This is a genomic window from Vibrio sp. D420a (assembly GCF_030248625.1).
In the GTDB taxonomy this organism is placed as follows: domain Bacteria; phylum Pseudomonadota; class Gammaproteobacteria; order Enterobacterales; family Vibrionaceae; genus Vibrio; species Vibrio fortis_A.
Genome location: NZ_JAHGAN010000042.1, coordinates 29838 through 48818 on the forward strand (window position 1 = coordinate 29838; position 18981 = coordinate 48818).

The 18981-nt window shown below is 44.7% G+C and carries 12 protein-coding genes and 1 pseudogene; 10 read left to right on the forward strand and 3 right to left on the reverse strand.

Features of this window, described 5'->3' with window-relative positions:
• The first annotated feature begins 123 nt into the window (after nucleotides 1–123).
• The 5 genes from KI743_RS21435 to KI743_RS21455 are packed head-to-tail and all read left to right on the forward strand — an operon-like array spanning nucleotide 124 to nucleotide 8590.
• Nucleotides 124–2136: a prolyl oligopeptidase family serine peptidase gene (locus KI743_RS21435; RefSeq protein ID WP_285468099.1), complete on the forward strand. Its 2013-nt coding sequence runs from the start codon at nucleotides 124–126 to the stop codon at nucleotides 2134–2136.
• Nucleotides 2137–4281 carry a TonB-dependent hemoglobin/transferrin/lactoferrin family receptor gene (locus KI743_RS21440; RefSeq protein ID WP_285468100.1) on the forward strand — a complete coding sequence of 715 codons (2145 nt, stop codon included), beginning with the start codon at nucleotides 2137–2139 and terminating at the stop codon, nucleotides 4279–4281. It begins immediately after the preceding gene.
• Nucleotides 4282–4290: 9 nt separating this feature from the next.
• Nucleotides 4291–6543 (forward strand): proprotein convertase P-domain-containing protein, encoded by a 2253-nt coding sequence (locus tag KI743_RS21445; RefSeq protein WP_285468101.1) that lies wholly within the window; start codon nucleotides 4291–4293, stop codon nucleotides 6541–6543.
• A 33-nt stretch (nucleotides 6544–6576) separates the two neighbouring features.
• Complete coding sequence (locus KI743_RS21450) at nucleotides 6577–8013, forward strand: DUF1566 domain-containing protein (RefSeq protein WP_285468103.1); 1437 nt, start codon at nucleotides 6577–6579, stop codon at nucleotides 8011–8013.
• 1 nt (nucleotide 8014) lies between these two features.
• Complete coding sequence (locus tag KI743_RS21455; protein WP_150869957.1) at nucleotides 8015–8590, forward strand: DUF1566 domain-containing protein; 576 nt, start codon at nucleotides 8015–8017, stop codon at nucleotides 8588–8590.
• Nucleotides 8591–8656: 66 nt separating this feature from the next.
• Here KI743_RS21455 and KI743_RS21460 read toward each other — a convergent pair whose 3' ends face one another.
• Nucleotides 8657–10300 (reverse strand): methyl-accepting chemotaxis protein, encoded by a 1644-nt coding sequence (locus tag KI743_RS21460; RefSeq protein ID WP_285468104.1) that lies wholly within the window; start codon nucleotides 10298–10300, stop codon nucleotides 8657–8659.
• Nucleotides 10301–10738: 438 nt separating this feature from the next.
• Here KI743_RS21460 and KI743_RS21465 point away from each other — a divergent pair, with 438 nt between their 5' ends.
• The 5 genes from KI743_RS21465 to KI743_RS21485 all read left to right on the forward strand — a co-directional run bounded on the left by KI743_RS21465 (nucleotide 10739) and on the right by KI743_RS21485 (nucleotide 16753).
• Complete coding sequence (locus tag KI743_RS21465; protein ID WP_032550504.1) at nucleotides 10739–11560, forward strand: phosphate ABC transporter substrate-binding protein; 822 nt, start codon at nucleotides 10739–10741, stop codon at nucleotides 11558–11560.
• Between the two features lie 96 nt (nucleotides 11561–11656).
• Nucleotides 11657–12586, forward strand: coding sequence for a phosphate ABC transporter permease subunit PstC (pstC, locus tag KI743_RS21470; protein ID WP_032550503.1), 930 nt, complete (start codon nucleotides 11657–11659; stop codon nucleotides 12584–12586).
• Nucleotides 12587–12602: 16 nt separating this feature from the next.
• Nucleotides 12603–13466 (forward strand): phosphate ABC transporter permease PstA, encoded by an 864-nt coding sequence (gene pstA / locus KI743_RS21475; RefSeq protein WP_032550502.1) that lies wholly within the window; start codon nucleotides 12603–12605, stop codon nucleotides 13464–13466.
• 108 nt (nucleotides 13467–13574) lie between these two features.
• Entirely contained in the window at nucleotides 13575–14324 is a 750-nt protein-coding gene (pstB, locus tag KI743_RS21480; protein ID WP_032550501.1) for a phosphate ABC transporter ATP-binding protein PstB, read from the forward strand.
• 284 nt (nucleotides 14325–14608) lie between these two features.
• Nucleotides 14609–16753 (forward strand): GGDEF domain-containing protein, encoded by a 2145-nt coding sequence (locus KI743_RS21485; protein ID WP_285468107.1) that lies wholly within the window; start codon nucleotides 14609–14611, stop codon nucleotides 16751–16753.
• Between the two features lie 105 nt (nucleotides 16754–16858).
• Here KI743_RS21485 and KI743_RS21490 read toward each other — a convergent pair whose 3' ends face one another.
• Both KI743_RS21490 and KI743_RS21495 read right to left on the reverse strand, forming a co-directional pair.
• On the reverse strand, nucleotides 16859–18508 hold the full coding sequence (locus KI743_RS21490) for a BatD family protein (protein WP_285468108.1): 1650 nt from the start codon (nucleotides 18506–18508) through the stop codon (nucleotides 16859–16861).
• 2 nt (nucleotides 18509–18510) lie between these two features.
• Nucleotides 18511–18981 (reverse strand): annotated as a pseudogene (locus KI743_RS21495) (hypothetical protein); the annotation flags it as partial.

Consider the following 18981-nt stretch of genomic DNA (forward strand, 5'->3'; position numbering starts at 1 on the left):
GTCAACCGAGCACAATAATTGAGATTCATATCACCAAATTATGAAAATGATAATTGATCTCATTACCATTTGGGTGCAGTATACGCGAAATTTATTAAATTGGCGTATGGATTTATTGGGTTTATGAAAACGTGTTGCCTGCTTGTTTTAGCAACTTTAGTTTCAGGAAGCGTGACTGCTGCGGATCAGTTCTCTTGGTTGAGAGACGATTCTAGAAGCAGTGAGCGCGTATTGGGTTATCTCGAGAAACAGAATGAGACGACCGACGCGTATCAGAAGACCTTACAAAATGAAATCGACTCGCTGCAATCCATGTGGCGAGAGAACCGACCGCAACGTTCAGAGAAGCCTTGGCGAGAAACCAATGGCGTAGAATATGCTTGGAATGACTACACACTGTTGTCGCGCGCACCAAGCAGTGTTGGTGTGACAACTGTCATTTTCGATGCCAAACATCACGCTGATCAACACGAGTATTACCAAATTGGTGGTTGGAAACTAAGCCCTGACAATTCCTTACTCGCTATTGCAGAAGATCTTGATGGTTCTGAACAGTATCAAATCAGTATTGTTGAGCTAGCGACCAATAAAATCACGCACCTTATCACTGGTGTTGAGCCATCTATCGTTTGGTCGAATGATGGGAAATCGCTGTATTTGGTAAAACAGGAGCCAAAGACACAGCGACCACATACTTTGATCAATAAGCCATTGAAAAGCGGAGTTGAGACATCGCTTTTTCAAGAACATGAAAATGCTTGGTTGCTTTCAACATACCAAACAAGCGATAGAAATTTCGCCGTTGTCCAGAGCAACAGCGACAACAGCAGTGAACAACGCTTTCTGGATCTTAACACTGGTGAGTTATCACCACCCATTCAACAGCGCCAAGAAGGCATTGAATACTATGCAGATCGTTTTGCCGATCATGTGTATATCAATAGCAATTACCAACGGAAAAACTTCCAGATCTATCGTGTGAATCGTTCTGATCTCATGAATATAGAGGCTTGGCATTCTTTTGGTGATTTTGAAGCGGATGAGGCAATCAACAATTTTCACCTATTCCGTTCAGGTGTAGTGGTTCAAACCAATCTGCAAGGTAAGCAAAAACTGCACGTCTTTGATGAAAGCGACAAGCTGATAAAGATTGAAAACGTTGCTCGTGAAGGTGGCGTCGCTTGGGTAAGCCAAGTGGGAGACTACAACAGCAATAAGCTACATATCCGAAGTATGTCTATGATCCAACCGGGTCTTTGGGAACGCTTTAATACGCTAACGGCAACTCGTGAATCGATTGGGCAAGATGTCTATCCAAATTATCAAGCAGATATGTACGTTACTCAAACTTTGAATGTTGAGAATGATGGACATGCTGTCCCAGTGACGCTCGCTTACCGAAAAGAACTTCTTAATAAGCAGAATCCGGTAGTCCTATATGGGTATGGCGCTTATGGAGTCACAATGAAGCCATACTTTATGCCACAAACCATCAGCCTACTCGACCGTGGTGTCATCTACGCTGTTGCTCATGTAAGAGGCGGAGGTTTTAAAGGTGAACAATGGTATCTCGCTGGTAAAGGCCTAAACAAATCGAACAGTATCTCTGACTTCGTTGCTGCAGCCAGAACACTTCAAAACTTTCAACAAGGCGAACGAGCTATCTTGGCAATGGGGTCAAGTGCTGGCGGCACCTTAGTGGCTGGAGCCTTAAATGAAGCTCCTGAAGTATTTGCTGGCGCGTCCCTTAAGGTCCCATTTGTTGATGTGATCAACAGTATGTCGGATGAGACGTTGCCGTTAACTGCTCAGCAGTATGCCGAGTGGGGTGACCCTCATCAAGAGTCTGAACTTTCAGCAATGAAAGCCTATGACCCATATTTCAATCTTTCCAAAACCGACTATCCACCCGTTTTAATCAGTGTTGGCCTAAATGATCGACGGGTTCCCTATTGGGAAGGCGCTAAATATCAAGCCAAGTTGAAATCTTTGACGACAGGAAGTGGCCCGTATTTGCTGTCTACCAATTTTAGTCAAGGTCATTCGAGTGACAGGCGGCAGTCTTTATCACAACAAGCGTTCGAATACGCATTCTTATTATCACTTACGCATAAAAATACTAAAGCGGAGCAGTAAATGAAGCTTTCACCCCTATCAGCGGCAGTACTGAGTGTACTTGCTGTCAACGTCGTGCACGCCGAATCCGAGGTTCTCCAGTTTGAAGAGGTCGTGGTTACCGCGAATAAAATCGAACAACCCCTATCTGAAGTGGCTGGATCCGTTGCTGTTATCGATGGTGAACAGATCGAAAAAAACGGCGCGACCGAGCTGTATGATGCAATCAGAAATGAACCGGGTGTTAGCGTGAGTGGTGGGGCTGGTCGACCTCAGAACATTACTATCCGTGGTATGACTGGCAACCGAATTTTAGTGGTTAAAGATGGAATAAAGTCGTCAGATGGTTTTGGTGCAAACGACATTAACGACAAAGTAGGCCGCAACTCGTTTGATCTTGCGGACATCGACAGTATTGAGATTGTCAAAGGCGCGAGCTCTTCGGTTCATGGTTCCGGGGCTATTGGCGGTGTTGTCGTTATTAAAACTAAACAACCAGGGGATTATCTTAAAGATAGCGACTTTTACAGTGACGTGTCGGGTACTTACACAGGGGTAAGCGATAAATATCGAGGTTCAACGAGGCTTGCGTTTCGCACAGGAAGCTTTGAAAGCTTGATTAATCTTGCATATTGGGAAGGTGGAGAAACGCGTAATTTTGAAGAGAACTTGTACAAACGCGATATTGATGGTGTTAGCGGTGCGTACACATTGAACTATTGGGCTCAAGATGACCTTATGTTCAAAGCTAAAGTCGATTACTACAAAGAAAATCTCAGTAGGCAAGCGGGCGAAGCGAAAATTCAAAAAGATGGCAAGTGGAAGACTGAAGAGTATGATCAACAAACCTATACTGAGTCTTACACAGCTTACGTGGGTGCAGAATATTTCCCAACAAATTCTTGGTTTGAAGAACTCGATACTAAATTTTATTGGCGCGATACTGTGGCTGATGAAGCGACGAATGCACTGATTTCGCAACAGCAAGGTAACATTATTGCATTTCGTAGATTGATCGATGATCGTCATTTCACAGATCAAGTTATTGGCGCAGAAGCAGACTTTATCAGCTCTTTCTCAGGCTCGGGTTTCAGTCATACACTCTCTTATGGCGCGAGCTTCGATACTACTTTTCATGAGCGTCCAAGTAATTCCGTAATCCTAGATTGGAATGGTCTTAACCAGAAAGATGCGAAACCTTTTGCGTCTGCACGCTCTTATGTTTTTGCTGCGCATCTAAGAGATGTGATTGAAGTAGATCGTTGGACGATTACAGCGGGTGCGCGCGTTGATATCCACCAAATTACCCCAGACTCTGACGGTACGATCGAAGGCTATAAGTTAAGCGATAAGACAACTGGTGAATTCTCACCAAGCTTGTCTGTTTCTTACGAAATCACCGACTCTCTGAACTCATATGTTTCCTATAACCATGGTTTCCGAGCTCCTACCTACGACAAAATTTATGGCTATCAAAACCACGATTTTGTGCCGATTACACCGTTTGAAATTATTCCTAATGAGGACCTCGATAAAGAGACCAGCGATTCATTTGAATTGGGGAGTAAGTTCGATAATGGTCAAACAAAGTTATATGCAGCCGTATTCTATCAAAAGTTTGAAGACTTCATCGATATTAAGCAAATATCGTCCGCTCCTGATACAACCAACAATGGAATGCTCTATAAGCAATACCAGAATATTAGCGGGGTCGAGACCTATGGTTTTGAAGCGACAGCAGCTCAACGTTTAAATGAATTTTGGAGTGTTACTACCAAACTGGGCTTTGTTGATGGTGAGGATGATGAAGGCGAGAAGATCCGTACATTGACACCATGGGAAGGAAACGTCGCACTGAATTACGACAAAGAATCTCTTTCTGCTTACACCATGCTTAATTGGGCGCAAGCTATGGATGACGTTCCGCAATGTCAATCTGATATTGGTTTGGCGGTAGATTGTGCAACAACGTCTGGCTGGGCAACCGTCGACATGGGCGTTAGTTACTCCTGGAACTTTGGGCTAGACGTTTCTGCAAATGTAATCAACTTGTTTGACAAAGAGTACATCCGATACCAAGACGTAGCGGGCATTATTGACTCACACAAGTACTACTCTACAGAGCCTGGACGTTACTTCACTGTACACGCTAAATATCAGTTCTAAGGCAGAATTATGAAACTTAAGCCATTAACAATGTCACTTGTTCTAGCGTGCGCACCGATCGTTCAGGCTGCTGAGTGGGATTACCCTTCAGCTAACGTTGTGCTTAACGATCAAGCGGCAGTCAAAAGCTATCTCGACTCCAATTATTCTGACTTTGGCGATTTTGTATTTCGCTACAAAACAGAATCGCAACTAGGCGAGCATTTCAATTTTAATGTATGGGTCAACGGTGAATATCAGCCGCAACGCACAGTTGTCGTAACTACCGATAAGACACAGCGCATCGTGCGCGTGTTTAAAAGTTTTGAAGATACGATATTAAGATCGGGTGTACCTACTGTTGCTGCAGAATTGGAAGCGCCGCGCGCTCTTGAAGCGGATGCGCCACCAGCACTGAACTCGGGGAGCTTGGTGAATGTCGATGTATCTCTATTTGATCCCGATTTAAGAACGATGCAGCAACAGGAAGCGCCTGCATCGACTTGGTCATTGGTTTCAGAATACCCCCAACCAATCGAATATGTAACTAAGTCCATTGAAGTTCTGCAATCCGGTGGTAACTATTATCTGTCTAATTCAAGGCTGAACCAGGTTGATGTTACAGCCTTGATCACTGTGCCCTCTGATGGAGGAGAACCGGTTCGAGACACTTCCGGTTTCTTGAGTCCAGAAGGTGTTCAATCGTTCGATAGCGTTGAAGCCATTGAAAATGTGCGTTTTGGTGATGATGCTTTTCCGCAGATTATGGCTTTCTATCACCTTGATACGTCTTTGAAATATCTAGAAAGTTTGTCTTATCAATTGTTTGACGACCCCTTGCGCTTTGATGGAAGAGGGTTATCTCTAGATAACTCATCATACTATTACGGCCCGAGAGTGGTGACTTTTGGTATCGGCGGCGCTTCACCAGATGCTGTTGATTCAGATGTTGTCCTGCACGAACTTGGACACGGTATTCATTACCAAGCCGTACCCGATTGGGCTTACGGCCATACTGGTGCTATCGGCGAAGGTGTCGGTGACTATTGGGCCGGTAGTGCGAGCTATCGCACACAATACTTAGACGCTTCTCGTCGTGGACAAGAATTCGAACTGGATACTGTGTTTAACTGGGATGGTTTGTTTGGTGTTCGCCGCACTACTCGTAGTTTGTGGAATCAGCGCGCGCGCTACTTTGAACGTGCAGAATACCCTGCCCACGTGAGTGTGGGAGGAGAGCTGGGTGACGAACTTTGGTCAACTCCGCTTTTCCAAGCCTTGAAAGCTGCTACAGAGCGTTATGGTGATGGCACAGATAGCGTTTTTCGTGAGTTCGACGCCATTGTTGTTGAAGGGCTTTATGGTGTCGGTCGTGGCGTAAAAATGCACGACTTAGCCGAGTCGACGGTATTTGCTGCTAACGCACTGTTTCCAGACAAAGAGTATGCTCAATTTCTTACTGATAGCTTCAATCAACATAACTTATTGAAGCCTCCTTTTGTGGTTCGTTACGATAATCGCTATATCGGTGAAGGCGATGATGTCACTGTTCATTTGGCACAAAATGGTCGCCAAGCGACGGTGAAAGGTCAATGGCGACTGAATAGCGAGTCGGTTTTCGACATTGATCAAACTGTGTCTGATTCATCAAGTATGAGCGTTTCATTACCTTCTAACTTGGCTTGTGGCGTGCAATTCGATTCTGAAATCTCACTAGACTATCAATTTGGTCCAGATCTAAAAACGCATCAGTGGATAAGCAGCACTAAGTTGGTTAATGGTCTTCCAAAGTTAACCACACAGCCAACCGCGTCAAACTCAACGCTTCCAGCGCAGGGTGACAAAATTTATGTTCAAACCTTATCGGACAAAGAAGCAAAGATCGATGACACCTTTGCTGTCTATCTGAATATTGAACATGCCTCGCTTGACGATCTGCATGTCAAATTGGTTTCTCCTCAAGGCAAGTCGGTGGTGCTACTTAATCACCAATCAAGCAGCAGTAATGGTTTTAAAGGTTATTTCACAGCTCAGTATGACGACGAGTTAAAGGAACTTGTCGGTGAACCGAGCTGGGGAACTTGGCGCCTTGAAGTTTCTGATCGTGTTTCAGGAAATTCAGGGGTCTTGAAAGAGTGGGGTGTGAGTCACTTTGCTCAATATCAGTGTAACGCTGATGCCACTAATGAAAGCAGTAGCGGTAGCACAGGTGGTAGTGGTTCACCTTTGGGTTTGATTGTCCTGCTAATGCTATCAATGGTGAGAGTGATTCGCTCTCGATAAGCCACAAACTATTAATTAAAAGAAGATAAATCTATGAAGTTACAATATTCTTTCATTGCTGTATCGCTTGCCCTTGCTGGCTGTGGCGGTAGCTCTGGTAGTGACTCAGCAGCGGCGCCAACTTACGATGTTGCTGGTACTATTCGTTCCCAAGGATCCCTACTTGATACTCCTGTTTGTATCGATTTAAACCAAAACTTTGCATGTGATAGCAACGAACCAAATGCGAAAAGTGATAATACAGGTCAATTTACGCTGACTTCGACAGATAAAAACATTTTAAATAGCACTATTCTTGCAGAAGTTGATGCTGGTTCGAGCAAAACACTGCGTATTGCCACTCCGGGCCAAGGTTTAGCATCAGGTAACTCTATTAATGCGGTTACTACTCTGATTGCGGGTTTAGTTATTGACGGTAAAACAGTTGCCCAAGCTGATGAGATTGTCAAAGCACAAGTAGCAAGTGCGGGTGTTTCGTTAACCGATTCAGTGATGTCTGATCCAATGGTGAACGATCTAAACAACCTTGAACAGAATACCATTGCGTTACTTACCGAGATGAAAGTAGAGGAAATGACTCAAGGTGTTCCTCTGGTTGCCAAGAAGCTGAGTTATGAAAACAAGTCTCTTGTGTCAGATTCGCTATCACCAGCAGAAACTTCAGCGTTTACTCAAGAGTTGTCTCTCGTTGCTGCTCAAACATCAGGCTCGAACGACACAGGTGCAGTACTGCACTTTGCTGATGGTGCTAGCGACGTTGCAGCCGTTCAGTCCGATTTCCCTGGTCAGGATGCCGAGTATGGGTTTGATAAAGATGACCTTCAAACAGCAACGGGTGCTGGTTTCAAGTTCGTAAAGCTTGATGACAAAGGTGCAACCCTAGCGGCGGATGCAACGGAATGGTCTTGTACTTTAGATGAGAGAACGGGACTTATTTGGGAAAACAAGAGTGCTGATACTAACTCAGTACAGTTTAAAGACCGTACGTTTGTTTATGAGTCAGATACCTTTGAACCATACTACGAGGATCTAGCTGTTGTTGGTTGTGTTGCCGCGGGCGATAACATCTGTTCAACAAGCGAATATGCAGCACACATTAACCAGCAATCTCTATGTGGCGTTAGTGATTGGCGCTTACCTACTTATCAAGAGTTTTACGATGTCTTGGATCTAGGCGAGACCGAGAAAGATGCTGACGACAATGTATATGGTTTGAACTACGCGTACTTCCCTCAACAAGGTCTAGGAAGTCCTGACGTTGAAACAGGTGCAGTTTGGCTGGATGACTTTAGCCATGTGAACTACTCAGCGTATAACTATGACGGCGGAATTCAGTTCGCAATAATCGCAACCAAAGGTGCTGATCGTGGCTACGTTAGTTTTGTTGAGATTTACTCCGACAAAGTTGAACGTGATAGCGGCACTTCATATCAATTTCCAATTCGTCTAGTTGCAGTTAAGGGACAGTAAGATGAAAAAACTAATTTCCGTATTATCTTTAGCGTTAGTTTCTCAGACGGCTTTTGCTGCCCAAGAATGTTCTGTTGATTTTTCTAAATCTGCACCTAACACACGATACACCTATTCTGATGAAGGTATTGTAACAGACCTTAAAACGGGTCTAACTTGGATGCGTTGCCCGGTAGGTACAACTTGGGACAAGACTAGTGAAGCATGTACTGGTTCAGCTGATAAAGTGACATGGCAGAGTGCGCTTCTTACTGCAAAACAGATTCGTGATGAAGATGGCAATCATGCATTACATGATTTTGGCGGTAAGAAGAACTGGCGACTACCGAACATTAAAGAGCTTGTGGCATTGACTGAGCGAGCATGTTACGGACCTGCACTGAACGGTACTGCATTTGCCAGTGGTTATGAACTAGAAGTGGGGGACTTAGCTGGTTACATTTGGAGTAGCACACCGAATGGTGATGGCGCTAATGTCATGGTATTCGATTCAGTGAATGGTGAAGTATACAACTGGAACCCTCTGGTTTCCGATAATGCATTTTCTGTCTTACTGGTAACAGATGAAGACCAGTAAACTAAACTTAATGTAAAAGCACCGCCAATATGGCGGTGCTTTTTTATGTAAACCTTTCTCTATTATCTACACCTTAAAGTAATTCAGTGCCTGCTTTTGTCTTTCTGATAGCCCAGACAGCTCATGAGCAGCAGCTGCCGATTGAGTAATGCCGGTTACGTTTTGGCTTACCAGTTCGTAAATGGTGCTCAAGTTATTGTTGATGTCTGAAGTAACCTGTTTCTGCTCTTCAGAGGCTGTCGCCACTTGAGTATTGATGCTGTTTAGGTCAGCAATCGCGTTGTTGATGTCACTTAGAGAGCCACTCACCTTTGTTGCCAGAGCTTGGTTATCTTCAAGCATCGCCAGGCTTGAGTGCATGCTCTCATTCGCTTGACCAGACTGAGTCTGTAGTTCTTCAATAATGGTCTGGATCTCTTTAGTCGACTCTTGAGTACGAGCCGCAAGCATACGTACTTCATCTGCTACTACTGCAAAACCACGGCCGCTTTCACCTGCACGAGCCGCTTCAATTGCCGCGTTTAGCGCCAGTAGGTTAGTTTGCTCTGAGATGCTTTCGATTACTTCGATGACTTTACCAATCTGTTCTGATTGATCCTTAAGGGAAGTCACAACGTCTGCCGCTTTGTTTAGCTGGTCAGCCATCTTTTCACTTGCACGCGTGCTCTCTTCGAACATGTTTAAGCTTTGTGTTGTGAGTTGGCTAGCTTGGCTTGAAGCATTGTCGGCTTGTTGAGCGTTGCTTGAAACTTCTGTTGCCGTCGATTCCAGTTGGTTAATTGCCGAGGCTACTTGTTCCACTTCTTGCTTTTCTTGATCAGAGTTGACGCTAGATTGAGTCATTACTGCAGCAAGCTCCGTCGACGCTGACGCCACCTCAATACTGATGCGAGACAGTGAACCGACGGTTTCACGAAGTTGGTCAACAGTTTGGTTTACATCTTGAGCAAGGTGAGTGATCTCGTTGTCGCCTTCAGCCTTTGCTTTCACCAATAGGTTGCCTTTAGCAACTTCACGCATGGTTTTTTGAAGCTCACGGATAGGTTTAACGATCACACCTGCCAGAGTCCAGCTGATGATCAGAGCGATAGATAGAATGACGATAAGACCGATTTTCGCTGAAGTTAACGTAGTGTCGTGTTTCGCACCGTTTGTCTCAACCTCTTGTAGAGCAATGTGGTTGAGCTTTTTAGATAGGTCATTGATCGCTTTTACCATTGCATTACCAGCGTTTCGATATTGAACAATGGCGGTTTGGTATTGAGACTCAAAGTTGTTCGGTGGGAAACCATTACTGTGCTTGATTTTCAAAAGAGGGAGCATGGTATGTTGAGAGAAGTCGACATAATGTGTCATCGCTTTGCGAAGGTCTGCCACTTCATTTTGCAATCCATCAACGGTGCTTAAAGAGTTAAGTAGTTGGTTGTTGGCTTGGAATTTCTGATTGAGGACATCCATTAAAGTCCGAATGTCTTCTGGATTAAACAGACTGTAAATAGCTTTAATACGCATACCATAGCTATTGTCGACGATGTCGCTCAGTTCTTCTTTATGGACAATCAGGTTGTCTGTTGCTGTAGAAACGTCTTGGAAAGCCTCTTCAAGCTTCTCTCCTCCTATAATGACTCCGGCGAGCAGTAGAACGACGGAGAAAAGTACGGGGAGTAAAACTTGCATTTTAATGGATAAGCCATTGAGTAACTGGCGCATGAATAGGTCCTCTTGGTAATGCGTAATTGAGAATTGTTCTTATTTGTTATATTTGAAACTGAATTCTAACTAATGAGACTGATACTTCAATCAATAAAAGATTACATTTTGTTATGTGCGAGCCATGTTGAATTACATTTAGTAATTAATATGCTGATTAATCACTCATTTATATTGATAATTATTGTGAGCTGTGCGACATATTACAGAAATGAAATAAAGATATGTAGGATTAATTTACGAATTTATAAATAAAAAGAGTCTTGCGGAACAAAGAGTTAGCAAAGTCACTCTAGAAGGTGGGAGGAATAGAAATACAAAAATTGCAGTTGTCATATAGGCTTCAATTTACTGAAACACAACTGTCATATTCGAAACTTAAAGTGAGCACCGTTCAAGTAAAACACAACGGCAATAACGCCACTTAAGGAAATTGTGATGAAAAAGACAGTTATCGGTGCAATGGCACTACTAGGCGCACTAACAGTGAATACAGCTTCAGCTAAAGAAACTATCTCTGTAGTTGGCTCTAACAGTGCTTCTCCACTGGTTGAAGTTTTTGCAGAAACATACATGAATAAAGGTGAAAATGTTTTCATCGAGATTCAAGCTCCTGGCTCATCTGCAGGCATCAAAGCAGCAAAAAATGGAAGTGCTGACCTAGGTATCTCTTCTCGTGACTTGAAAGCTGAAGAAAAAACAGCTGACCTAAAAGAGCTAGTTATCGCTCGTGACGGTATCGCGGTTGTAGTTAACCCAAGCAACGAAGTATCTGCACTAACAGCAGACCAAATTACAGCAATCTACAAAGGCGAAATCTCTAACTGGAAAGACGTTGGCGGTGCTGACAAGCCTATCGTAGCAATCACTCGTGATACAGCTTCTGGTACACGTGGTGCATTCGAAGACATCCTAAAGCTTAAGAAAAAGATTGGTGACAAGAAAGTATCAGCAATCTCTCAACGCGCTCAAGTTGCTAACGGTAACGGTGCTCTTAAAGTATCTGTAGCAAGCAACCCATACGCAATCGGCTACATCTCTCTAGGTACTGTAGACAACTCTGTTCAAGCTCTAACTATCGACGGCGCAGCAGCAACAGTTGATAACGTTAAGAACGGTTCTTACAAAGTAGCTCGTCCTTTCCTAGTTCTTTACAAAGATGGCGCGCCATCTGCTGAAACTCAGAAGTTCCTAGACTGGATGGTAGCTGACGAAGCTCAAGCTATTTCAGCTAAGAAAGGTTACATCACAGTAAACTAATCTGAATTTAATCAAGACTTTAATTATTGCTCAGCCTGCCTTTAGGCTGAGCCTTTTCTTTCAGCTTTGTTGTCCACAAAGCATGAGATTTTAAATATGACCATCGCACATAGTGAAAAGCTTATGAATACTGAAGCTACACAAGTTAGTAAGCCGAGCCTACGTACTAAAAAGCGTATCGACTGGAAAGAACGTATTTTCCACGGTTTATTCTTAACGAGTGCTGTAATCGGCATCGTTTCACTGGCAGTAATCGCTTATTTTATCGTTGCAGAGAGTATTCCTGCATTCCAAGAGGCTGGCGTCTCTGGCATCGTTCTCGGTGTAGATTGGCTACCACCAGCGCTATTCGGTGTTGCAACTATGATCGTTGCTTCTATCGTTTCAACATTAGGCGCGGTTGTAGTAGGTGTACCCGTTGGTGTTTTAACCGCTATCTTTATCGCTGAAATCGCACCAAAGCGCCTTGCTGACATTATCCGTCCAGCAGTTGAGCTTTTGGCAGGTATTCCTTCAGTGGTATACGGCTTCTTTGGCCTTGTCATTATTGTTCCAATGATTCAGAACATCTTCTCAGTACCAGCGGGTAACACTATCCTAGCGGGTATCATTGTTCTGGGTATCATGATTCTACCAACCGTTATCACAGTATCTGAGACTTCAATTCGCGCGGTACCTCGTACCTACAAGGAAGGCTCTCTAGCGCTTGGTGCTTCTAAGATCTTTACCATCTTCAAACTTCTCGTTCCTGCTGCTCGTTCGGGCATTATGACAGGTGTGATTCTGGGTATCGGTCGCGCACTTGGTGAAACCATGGCAATCATCATGGTTATGGGTAACGCTCCAGCGATGCCTGAAGGCATTTTAGACTCAGCTCGTACACTAACAGCAAACATCGCGATTGAAATGTCATACGCAAGTGGTGTTCATGCTAACGCTCTGTACGCAACGGGTGTGGTACTTCTAGTGTTCATCATGATGCTAAATGGTGCTCTACTTTATCTAAACCGCGAAAAAGCAAAGTAAGCGGAAGGTGGAAAAAATGGATCGTGTAAAATTAAAGCAGTCTCGCCAGAATAAAGACAATATCTTGAATGCCTTTATTTGGGCAGCAGCGGCTGTCACAGTCGGTTTCCTATTTTGGATCATCTGGTACATCCTTTCTAACGGCCTACAGCACGTAGATTGGAACTTCATTACAGACAACTACACACGTACGGGTACTGAACACGGTATCTTCCCAATGATCGTTGCAACCATCTACATGGTTATCGCATCGATTGCGGTGGCAGCACCATTGGGCATCATGACGGCAATCTACTTAACGGAATACGCGAAAGTGGGTAGCCGTTTAGTGAAAGTCATTCGATTCTGTACTGAATCACTAGCGGGTATTCCATCGATCATCTTTGGTCTGTTTGGTATGACTTTCTTCGTATCGATTCTTGGTCTTGGTTTCTCGATTCTATCGGGTGCCCTAACACTAAGTATCCTGATTCTTCCTGTAATCATCCGTACTACAGAAGAAGCATTGATGGCGGTACCACAAACATACCGCGAAGGTTCTTACGGCCTTGGCGCTTCAAAAATCTACACTATCTGGCGCTTAATCTTGCCTAGCGCGATGCCAGGTATCTTAACTTCGGTCATTCTTAGTATTGGTCGTGTAATCGGTGAATCAGCGCCTGTTTTCTTAACAGCAGGTATGGTGGCACGTATTCCAGAGTCTCTAATGGATTCCGGTCGTACCCTAACGGTTCACTTATATAAGCTAACTACCGAGCTATTCACTATCGATGAGTGGAACCAAGCTTACGGTACAGCGACAGTCCTGATTGTGCTTGTTCTTCTGATCAACATGGTCACAAAACTAATTGCAAGACGCTTTAACACAGCAACGTACTAACGACTCCCGGGCATAGAAAGAGAAATGCCCCTAGTACAGGGCTCTAACGAGAGCCCACTGACAAAGCATCAAGTTAGACACGAATTTAAGAATTTAGAGATTAAGAACATGAACAAATTTGATATTGAAAACCTAGATCTGTTTTACGGCGAAAACCAAGCACTTAAATCTATCAACCTGCCAATCCCAACGCGCCAAGTAACGGCTCTGATTGGTCCATCAGGTTGTGGTAAATCAACATTGCTACGCTGCCTGAATCGCATGAACGACCTAATCGAAGGCGTAACGATTAAGGGTAAGCTGGATATGGATGGCACGAACATCTATGGTGACATCGATGTTGCAGACCTACGTATCCGTGTTGGTATGGTTTTCCAAAAGCCAAACCCATTCCCAATGAGCATCTACGAGAACGTGGCATACGGCCTACGTGCTCAAGGTATCAAAGATAAGAAGCACATTGATGAAGTGGTAGAGCGTTCACTACGTGGTGCAGCACTTTGGGATGAGGTGAAAGATCGTTTGAAATCGCACGCATTTGGTTTGTCTGGTGGTCAGCAACAACGTCTATGTATTGCTCGTACTATCGCGATGGAACCAGACGTTATCTTGATGGATGAACCTACATCGGCACTTGATCCCATTGCAACGCACAAGATCGAAGAGCTGATGGAAGATCTAAAGAAGAACTACACCATCGTTATCGTAACGCACTCAATGCAACAAGCTCGTCGTATCTCAGACCGCACTGCATTTTTCCTAATGGGTGAACTGGTTGAGCACGATGATACACAAGTTATTTTCAGTGACCCGAAAGACGACCGTACTAAGGGTTACGTAAATGGTGATTTTGGTTAATTTTAACCTTTGCCATCACCGCGCTTAATTTACTGGCATATCACTACAATAATAAGCGATGGACTTTTGCCCCACTGATTCGTGGGGCTTTTTTGTGTATAGAAGAAAGCTATTTTGTCGACGAAATTTTGGGCAGAAAATCCCATTTTTGTAGCGCTTCTCAAGCTTGTGATAAAGGAAAATAGGAAATTGCGAGTCGCTTAACATCTCATTTTGTCTTGGATTGATTGCATATTCAGGCTTAGGTATTTTTGCTACACCTTACAGCCATCGGATGGAACGTCGTGCCAGTTAAAGCCTTTGCAAAACAAATATCTTCCACTCGCGACCACCGTCTTTTGGCTGATTCTCTGTTTGAATACCTGTCTCATCTATTAGACCCACATGGTATTGGCATCTTTGTCGAGCCAGCCTCCCTCTCGAATCGCACACCCATGTATCAGTGTGGTGAGCTGACTAGTCTAAACAATTACCCAGCGACTTTTTGGACTTGGGTTTCTCAATTTGATACCGCTGATGGCGTCTTGCCTATGGCGATCAATACCTGTAATTGGGATCATTTTGATGCCCTCGGTGGTGAATCTTTTATCTTGATGCTAGATAACTGCCCGAGCTGTCGAACCTATCTTATTATTCAGAACTGCGCTGCTGAAAGAGTGAATCAAACCTTCCGTGATGGGGTTGATGTGCTGCAGCTGGCGGCAGCGAGGTGGCAGTGCATACGTGCAGAAAAAAATGCTGCAATCGAAATAAAGAATCGAGACACACGTGAAGCGCAGTATCTTGATGAGATTAACCTCAGAGAGCAGTTCGTTGAGAACATGAAGTTAGTGCATCAGGTCGCGTTGGACCTTTCTAACCCGGATTCGTTAGATGCGCTTTATAAAGCATCGGTTGAAGCGGTCAGGGACCGTCTCGGATTTGATCGCGCAATCTTCATGCTGCTTGATATGAAAAAGCGCTGCTTTAGTGGTACTTATGGCACGGATGAGAATGGTAAGACTAACAGCGAACACCATACTCAGTACGACCTCCATCAATTGGAAAGCGAATACATAGAGGCGCTTTCAGACGACCACACTAATTTAGTGATCATCGAACAAGCCCCGCTTTATACCGCAGGCCAAGTGGTGGGGCAGGGTTGGAACGGAATGCTGATCTTGAGGGAAGGGGATAAGCCTGTTGGCTGGATAGCGATGGATAACTACATTAATCGCGCCCCAATAACCGGTTATCAAAAACAGATGTTGGAGTCTTTTGGCTCGCTACTGTCTCAGATCTATATTCGCAAACGCCAAGAGCAGAATATCCGCATGTTGCACTCTAGCATGGTCGAACTGTCACGCTGTGACAACGTTAGTGCGGTGTGTAAATCGGCGGTGAGCTTTGCTATTCAACACCTCGGTATTGATCGACTAGCCGTGTTCTTAACCGATAAAGAGTGCTCCTACATGCAGGGAACTTGGGGTACCGACATTCAAGGTAATATTGTTGATGAATCCTATTACCACTCTGACTTAGTTGAACGTGACATTGTCGCAGCAGCCAGGTCGCGCCCGAACGAAGTCGCTTTTGAAGAGTCCGTACCTATCTATCATGATTACAATATCGTAGGAGTGGGTTGGACAGCGATGACACTACTCACCAGCAATACTGGTGTGCCGATTGCTTTCATTGCTGCAGATAACTTACTAACACGCAGTTCATTGACCTCTCAGCTTCGAGAAGTGATTCGTATCTTTGCATCGAGCTTGGCTGAAGTGCTGCAAAGAACTATGGCTCAGGAAGAACTTAAGGAGCTCAATGAAAGGCTAGAGGAAGAGGTGAAAAAACGCACCTTAGAGCTGCAATTGGCTAATGAGCAACTGGATGTCATCTCCAAGTTGGATCCTCTGACGCGCCTCGGTAATCGCCGTATGTTGGCACAGGTATTAGAGAACCTAAATTCAACCCACTTTGAACCAAGCAGACCGAATGAGAAGGTCGTGTTTGGTTTGATCTTGCTCGACTTAGATCATTTCGGTTTGTACAACAGTGTTTATGGTCATACTGAAGGCGACTCTGCGCTGCGCTCGGTTGGAAAAATTCTAAACGACCATATTCTGCATGAGAATGACACCTTCTGCCGCATTGGTGGCGAAGAATTTATGCTATTGATGGTGGATACTTGTGATAGTGAAACCAAGCAGCGTGCCGACAGTATCAGACGTTGTATTGAAGAAGCGCAGATCCCGCATAGTGAGAGTTCAACCAGCGACTATCTAACAGCATCGGTGGGTTTTGCCTCGTTGAGTGCGAGCTTGGATTGTCTTGACTTCGACTTACTCTATGACATGGCAGATAAGGCGCTGTATCAAGCTAAAGACCGAGGAAGGAATCGCGTGGTCTCAGCATTTGAAAACAGCCAGATAGAGGCGACATTTTATTAGCCAAGCGCTGGCCTATTAATTTAAATGTTCAAATAAAAAGCCCCTGAGTTCTATCTCGAACTTAGGGGCTTAGTTTTACCTGCGTTTTAAGCTTCTGGCGATAAGCTACAAAGCTGCAAGTTGGTCACTTGTTTTTATCGTACGATTGCGGTTGGCTGCATTAATAGCGTCGATGGCCGAATTTGGTGACCAGCCAGAACCACCATCCGTTTGCGGACCAAATAGATGCTGGTTGAGTGTGTCGATTTCTTGCTTCACAGTATCAATGTGCTGTTGTGGAAGATCTAGATTCTCTTGTTGCCACTGACTGAGCTTGGCACTCGCCATCAATGCATCTTTTCTCTGAATCGCATCGATAAGCTCAGCTTGTGTCTCATCCTTGCCGACGACTTTCGGTGTCACTGTGCTCGTTGAACCTTTTTTACGCCATAGGCTTAAGGCAAACACAGAAGTTATTAGCCACAAAAAGGCAAAAAGTGCGGTTAGGTAAGGCCAAATTCCCGGTTGGTAAGTTGTTACTACTTCGACGTTATTTGGCTTGTCTGTTGATATTGGAGCCTGCACTGGCGCATCGCTATTCCCAGTGACGTTTAAGGTAAGCCCTTTAATTTGGCTGGTGGCTTTCTGTTTGGTTTCAGTGTTAAACCAAGCTTGTTCCAGCCCTGGGAGCTCAATCGTACCTGCTGATTTTGGGATCAATACCTGTTTATAGACGACAAGGTTGTCTCCTGCGTCTGTCTTACCAAACTGAGGCTTCTCTTCATAAACACGTACGCTACTTGGGTACTGAACATTAACACTTGGCAACTGATGAGCTTTAATGCCTTTAGCACTCACAGTAATGGTACGTGTTAAGGCATCACCTGCTTCTAGATCTAATTGTTCTGGGGAGCGAGTAAGCCTAGTATCGTTAATGCTCCATACTTGATTGACGCTTAAGTCAGCCGTTGGCAACCAATCACCTTGAGCATCGCCCGGAATGGACAATACTTCGACTGGCAGCGTTTGAACTGGCGTGTCGAGCTGAAACAGACGTGTCTTGTTTGAATTGTTGGCAGAGTAGACCACCGCACCCGTCAATTTTGGTCCGCGTAGCTCAAACGTGCCCGGTGTATCTGACGATACCTCAAAACTCTGCTGAACAACTGTCACCTCTTTACCGTGGTATACATCTTGATACTGCTTTGATTCACCAATAGGTTCAACCTTTAGGCTCGAAGAGCTCGGTGGATCAATGCGCGGATCTTGCAAGCGTCTTGGGTCGGCCTTGATGATCAGTTTCACATCTAAAATCGCCACCTCACCGACATAGAGCGAATCTCTGTTCAGATCGAGTTTGAATTCAGCCATCTGATCTTGTGTTGGCGCGGCTTTGTTCTGAGCGACATTAATTTGAATCGGTTGAGTCTGCGCCCCTTCGATATCAAAGGCTGGAATGGTTAACTTACCCAGTCGCAGTGGTGCTAGGGTGATGGTCCATTCGCTTGAAACGGTGCGGCTACCATTGATGATGCGAATCGAAGAACCAAAGTTTGGCCTGCCAATGTAAAAGTCACTTTCAAGCGCGGTCAGATCTAAAGCATCTGAGCTGACTTTTTCATCGGTTGAAACTCTTAATAGAAATACTTCATCTTTAGTAACTTGGTTCTCGCTAACACTAGCAACGGCTGTCGCTGCGTAGGCGGTATGGCTACTGAAAATACTCATGATGAGCGTGAATAGTAGCGTCAAAAATGGTGTATGAATACGTTGCATGGTTACCACTTTTTCGATTGGTTATTTGGAGCGCCTTGTTCTTGCGCTTGTAACATCATTTGAGCTCGAAGCAGGCGACTTGGGTCGCGTACACTCTCGACTTGCTCAAGTTTTTTACGGTCTGGGTCTTGCGATGCTTCTGAGGGCTGAGCATGTGCCATTTGCGGTGAACCTTCGGTATCAGACTCTTGTTGCTGGGCTGAAGTTGGCGTAGCCGAGGCGGTCGAGCCTTGTTTTTCATCCCCCTCGCCAGCTTGAGTTTGGCTAGCATTGCTACCGCTTGCCTGTGATAGCTCCTGTTCAGATGATGATGTTTGGCCATCACCACTGTTGTCATTTTGCTGTTGGCTTTGGTTTGCCGATTGCCGAGACCGTTCTCCACTTGAATCAGAAGCCGATTGTTGTGACTGGCCTTGGGAGCTTGACGAGCTATCCTGGCTTTGGTCATTTTCTCCTTGCTGACCTTGCTGACC

Bases quoted from the DNA above. Each gene is read 5' to 3' on its own strand.
- KI743_RS21435 (WP_285468099.1), top strand. From the start codon at position 124: ATGAAAACGTGTTGCCTGCTTGTTTTAGCAACTTTAGTTTCAGGAAGC.
- KI743_RS21440 (WP_285468100.1), top strand. From the start codon at position 2,137: ATGAAGCTTTCACCCCTATCAGCGGCAGTACTGAGTGTACTTGCTGTC.
- KI743_RS21445 (WP_285468101.1), top strand. From the start codon at position 4,291: ATGAAACTTAAGCCATTAACAATGTCACTTGTTCTAGCGTGCGCACCG.
- KI743_RS21450 (WP_285468103.1), top strand. From the start codon at position 6,577: ATGAAGTTACAATATTCTTTCATTGCTGTATCGCTTGCCCTTGCTGGC.
- KI743_RS21455 (WP_150869957.1), top strand. From the start codon at position 8,015: ATGAAAAAACTAATTTCCGTATTATCTTTAGCGTTAGTTTCTCAGACG.
- KI743_RS21460 (WP_285468104.1), bottom strand. From the start codon at position 10,300: ATGCGCCAGTTACTCAATGGCTTATCCATTAAAATGCAAGTTTTACTC.
- KI743_RS21465 (WP_032550504.1), top strand. From the start codon at position 10,739: ATGAAAAAGACAGTTATCGGTGCAATGGCACTACTAGGCGCACTAACA.
- pstC (WP_032550503.1), top strand. From the start codon at position 11,657: ATGACCATCGCACATAGTGAAAAGCTTATGAATACTGAAGCTACACAA.
- pstA (WP_032550502.1), top strand. From the start codon at position 12,603: ATGGATCGTGTAAAATTAAAGCAGTCTCGCCAGAATAAAGACAATATC.
- pstB (WP_032550501.1), top strand. From the start codon at position 13,575: ATGAACAAATTTGATATTGAAAACCTAGATCTGTTTTACGGCGAAAAC.
- KI743_RS21490 (WP_285468108.1), bottom strand. From the start codon at position 18,508: ATGCAACGTATTCATACACCATTTTTGACGCTACTATTCACGCTCATC.